Here is a 4,489-nt window from a genome sequence, read left to right on the forward strand (position 1 = left end):
ATCCGGATGAGTATCTGAATGCCGACTTGAAGGCTCGCATGAACGCGGGCGAACCCGTTCGGACACCAGAGGCGATGCAAAGCAAACTGCTCGGGCATCTGCGAAGCCTGCAAAAACAGCCTGAACGGATTCGGTCGTACTTCAAACACGAAAAAATTCGCTATGCTGCCTGAGCTGTTTGGTAATTTGTTGCCGGGTTAATAAAAAGAGAAACTGCCGCAGAGAGAGCCAGCACGGAACCAAAAGAGAAATAGATGATTTGCCAAAGGCTGAGTGAGCTGTAGTAGTCACGCCCCCATTGAGCATCGGGATCGCCCGCAAGGAAGGCGTATGCAATACCTATGAGTGAGCCGACCGCCGTCCACGCGATATACGCACAGATTAGCCACACTCCCAATGGACGTTTTTCCATTACGTTTCCTCTTCAAAATTCATGCGCTGAGCTTGGCTACAGACAGCCCGACAGCAATTGGAGGCCGTCAGGCTGCCAGAAAGCTAATCTGCGGAGCGAACCAACGAAAGAAATCTAAGCCTCTCAGTGTTCCAGACGCCATCGCGGGCGGCAGACTCAAGCATTCCAAGTGTGATTGGAAGTTTCGGCTTTCTCTTTCTTAACCGAGGAAAAATCCAGAGACTCTCCGGCTCGAAGTAATTCGATGAATCGTAGTCCCCCCTATCTACGCCGAACTCCTCTGCATATCTCTCCATGAAGGCGAACGCATCGTCTCCGGTAAGGCCGAGGTCGGAGACAAGATCAGTAGTCCTCTCAAGCGACTTCGAGCCGATAAGAGATGAAACTCCCACTGTGGGAATTTCCTCAATCAGCTTTAGCAATCGGGGCCAAATGGCGTCTTCTGTATTCACCACAACCTGTCTTCCTGACGGACTCGTGCGTTGTACAGGGATATGGATTTCCGCATTATCTGCAGCACATCGTAAGCCAGAACACCCCATCCAACACCGGGAACCAGACGACCGACAAATGCACCCAGGCTTCTGGTGAAGGTGATTCTCAGCGTGGACAGCGTCGCCCCCGTAAGCGTAGGCAAGACGAACGGAAGTCTCTGTTTGATGAGACGCCGGGAAACGACCGACGCAACTGAGGTTCCCTTCGTTGCTCCAGCAAACTTCCCTCGTGTCGGAAGGAATGGCTGTCCGGAAAGAACAGCAATCGCTGCAACCACATCCTCACCGCCCAGTTGTTCTAATGTCTGATCTACGGCAATCCAAAGGAATAACTCTTCACGGCTGAGGCCAGCGAGGTCGTTATAGGAATATATATTAAGCATAATCCCCTGAGAGGATAGCTAAGATCTTGATGAGGCGCGTCTGCGAGCCCGGCTCAAGCACTATTTCAATCATCCGCGGGGGTGGACTATATGTTTTATGTATATCCAATATCAATAACCTCATCTCCATTCATCTATTTCCCCGACAGGCGCCCCCAAACCGAAAGCGTCGAAGCGGACAGCACGCTTGAACTGATTAAGCACTACCCCCCTTCCGCCAGCCTCTGACTGCATCTGCTGCTGCAACAGCAGCAGCCACGTTGCCTCTGCTGCCCGCTACGCAGCAGCTCTCCTTCTCCTGCCTTCAAAAAAACAATCACTTACCGCAGGCACAGGACTTGCCCCTGCCCTCGGCAGACGCGCGTGCCGGTCAGCCTGCCGGCCGGGCGCGGACCTGACTCGCCCTTTGCCCGAGCTGCCCGCTTCCCCCATTCCAACACCCTCATCTCTCCACAGGACAACCATGAGCCTCCAACGCCATCTGCATTCCTCGCCGCGCGGCGAGTTGCCTTATCTGCGTGCCGTCGCCAGCGGCAATCCGCCTTCCAGCCCGCTGGTGGTACTGCTGCACGGCGCGCGCGACCGTGGCCGTGATCCGGAGAAGCTGCTTGCCCATGGCCTGGGGCGGCATGTTTCCCAGGCGGCGGAGCGGCCTTATCACTTTCTTGCCTTGCAGATTCCGGAGGAAACCGCCTGGGCGGACTGGGAGGACGAATTGCTGGCGCGGCTGGATGCGGTGATCGCCGAGGCCAATGTGGACAAGCAGCGCATCGTGCTGGCGGGCTTCAGTGCCGGCTCGGCGGCGGTGTGGCACTTCGCCAGCCGCCACCCGGAGCGCTTCGCGGCGCTGGTGGTGGTGGCCGGCCGCTTGCCGGAGACGGTGGCCGATGACGGCCTCGCCGCGCTCAAGCGTACGCCGGTGTGGATTTTCCACGGCGGCCGGGACGAACGGGTGCCGGAGAGCCAGTTCCGCGCCGATCTCGCCCGCCTGCAGACGCTAGGTCTGCCGGTGCGTGTCACCTTCTACCCGGATGCGGATCACTTCATCTCGGATGCCGCTTACAGTGATCCGGCGCTGCAGCGCTGGTTGGCGAGCGTGCCGCGGCGCACGCCGGGCGCGGCGCGGTTGGCTCACGGCGGCGCCGATCCGCTGTTCGTGAATCGCTGGTCGCCGCGCGCCCTCAGCGGCGAGGCGATAGACGACGCCACCCTGTTCCGCCTGCTGGAAGCGGCGCGCTGGGCGCCTTCGGCCAGCAATTCCCAGCCCTGGCGCTTCATCTATGTGAAGAACGGTTCGCCGCAGTGGGCCGAACTCTCGGCGCTGCTCTCCGACAGCAACCGCCTGTGGGCGCCCAAGGTTTCGGCGCTGGTGCTGCTGCTCTCCCGCACTACCTTCGTCCGCCCGGGCGAGAGCGATCCCAGTCCGGCGCGCAACCACAGCTTCGATGCCGGCGCCGCCTGGGCCCACTTCGCGCTGCAGGCCAACCTGGCCGGCTGGCATACCCGCGCCATCGCCGGCTTCGACAAGGAAGCCGCGCGCTCGCTGTTCGAGGTGCCAGAGGACTACAAGCTGGAGATCCTGATCGCCGTCGGCCAGCTGGGCGACGAGGCCGAGCTGCCGCCGCAGCTGCGCGAGCGCGAAACCCTCACGCCGCGCCGCCCGCTGGCCGACCTGGTTGCCGAGGGCCGTTTCTTCTTCCCCAACGATGCCGCGCCCGGCGCGCCCATAAGCGCCAGTCGCGGCCAGAGCGCCGCCGCCGCGGGCGCGCTGGTCGGCACCACCGGCTGAGCGCAGCGCAAGGAGGCGACGGCCTTCCAAACGCCGTCGCATCAAGCAATACGACCGCGCCGCCCCCAATGCCGTACTTCCCTCGAGGCCGTGGCGCATCAAGCAAGGAAACTCCATGACCAGCCTCACCCAGCCTCCACCACCGGCCCGGCCCATCCCGCTGCGCCCGCACTTCAACTTGCAGGCCACCACCCTCCCCGTGCGGGACGGCCACAGCCAGCGGCCCGGCTCCACCACCACCGGGGCTCAAGCGCAAGGCAGCTTCATCCTCGAACTCGATGGCGTCGGCAAGACCTTCCAGGTGGATGGTCGGCCGCTGGAAGTGCTGCGCGGCATCGACCTGCGGGTGAAGCCGGCTGAGTTCGTCTGCCTGGTGGGCGCTTCCGGCTGCGGCAAATCCACCATCCTGCGGCTCATCGTCGGCCTGGATTCGCCCTCGGCCGGCCGGCTGGCGGTGGCCGGCAAGCCAGTTACCGGGCCGGGACTGGACCGCGGCATCGTGTTCCAGGAGCACCGCCTCTTCCCCTGGCTGACGGTGGAGCAGAACGTGCTGCTGGGGCTGGATGCCATCGCCCTGCCGGAGGCGGAAAAGAAGCGCGCGGTGGCGGAGCACATCCGCCTGGTGGGGCTGAGCGGCTTCGAGAAGGCCTTCCCCAGCCAGCTCTCCGGCGGCATGTCGCAGCGCGCCGCCATCGCCCGCGGGCTGGTGGCGCGGCCGCAGATCCTGCTGCTGGACGAGCCGCTGGGCGCGCTGGACGCGCTCACCCGCACCTACCTGCAGGAAGAGCTGCTGCGCATCTGGGAGCAGAACCGCATCACCACCATCATGGTGACGCACGACGTGGAAGAGGCCGTTTACCTCTCCGACCGGGTGGTGGTGCTGGACCCGCGGCCAGGCCGCATCCGCACGGTGGTCGACGTGGATCTGCCCCGCCCGCGCGCCCGCGGCAGCGCCGCCTTCGCCGCGGTGAAGGACGCTGTGCTGAGCGAACTGCGCCACTGAAGCGCCCCCGGCAGGGCTGCTGCTGGCGCAGCAGCCCTGCACCCCCGCCTGACTCCCCATCATCACCCAGGCTCGCCAAGCCTTCCGACCCGCCAGCGCAAAACCCTTTTCCAACAAGCGCTTGCAGAGCCAGCGCCGCGCAACAGCCCGATTGGCACGAAGCCTGCTGAAAGCCGGGTGGGCGCAGATGCCCACCGGTGGCATCTCCACCGCCATCGCAGAACACGCAGGAAACCCCATGAGTTACGCCCTCCGCCAACGCGACCCGCGCCGCCACCTCACCGGCATCGCCTTCGTCGTCCTGTTCCACGTCGTGCTCGCCTATGCCCTGCTCAACGGCCTCGCCCGCGAAGTCGTCAAGGTGTTCAAGGACCCGCTGGACGTGCGCCTGATCGAGGAGATCAAGCC

Annotated in this window: 5 protein-coding genes; 2 read left to right on the forward strand and 3 right to left on the reverse strand. The window is 63.5% G+C overall.

Features of this window, described 5'->3' with window-relative positions; translation table 11 throughout:
* Nucleotides 1-160: 160 nt before the first annotated feature.
* From GRF61_RS23395 to GRF61_RS25210, 3 genes are all read right to left on the reverse strand, one after another.
* Nucleotides 161-412: a hypothetical protein gene (locus GRF61_RS23395; protein ID WP_169153019.1), complete on the reverse strand. Its 252-nt coding sequence runs from the start codon at nt 410-412 to the stop codon at nt 161-163.
* Between the two features lie 83 nt (nt 413-495).
* Complete coding sequence (locus tag GRF61_RS23400; RefSeq protein ID WP_211166169.1) at nt 496-864, reverse strand: DUF1493 family protein; 369 nt, start codon at nt 862-864, stop codon at nt 496-498.
* Nucleotides 861-1,289, reverse strand: coding sequence for an STM2901 family protein (locus GRF61_RS25210; RefSeq protein ID WP_348982470.1), 429 nt, complete (start codon nt 1,287-1,289; stop codon nt 861-863). The genes GRF61_RS23400 and GRF61_RS25210 overlap by 4 nt, the downstream gene beginning before the upstream one ends.
* A gap of 463 nt (nt 1,290-1,752) precedes the next feature.
* Here GRF61_RS25210 and GRF61_RS23405 point away from each other — a divergent pair, with 463 nt between their 5' ends.
* Complete coding sequence (locus GRF61_RS23405; protein WP_169153021.1) at nt 1,753-3,078, forward strand: nitroreductase family protein; 1,326 nt, start codon at nt 1,753-1,755, stop codon at nt 3,076-3,078.
* Nucleotides 3,079-3,193: 115 nt separating this feature from the next.
* Nucleotides 3,194-4,081, forward strand: a complete 888-nt coding sequence (locus GRF61_RS23410; RefSeq protein ID WP_248281419.1) for an ABC transporter ATP-binding protein — start codon at nt 3,194-3,196, stop codon at nt 4,079-4,081.
* The last annotated feature ends 408 nt before the right edge of the window (nt 4,082-4,489 follow it).

The sequence above is a fragment of the Azoarcus sp. TTM-91 genome (assembly GCF_012911025.1).
Lineage (GTDB): Bacteria > Pseudomonadota > Gammaproteobacteria > Burkholderiales > Rhodocyclaceae > Azoarcus.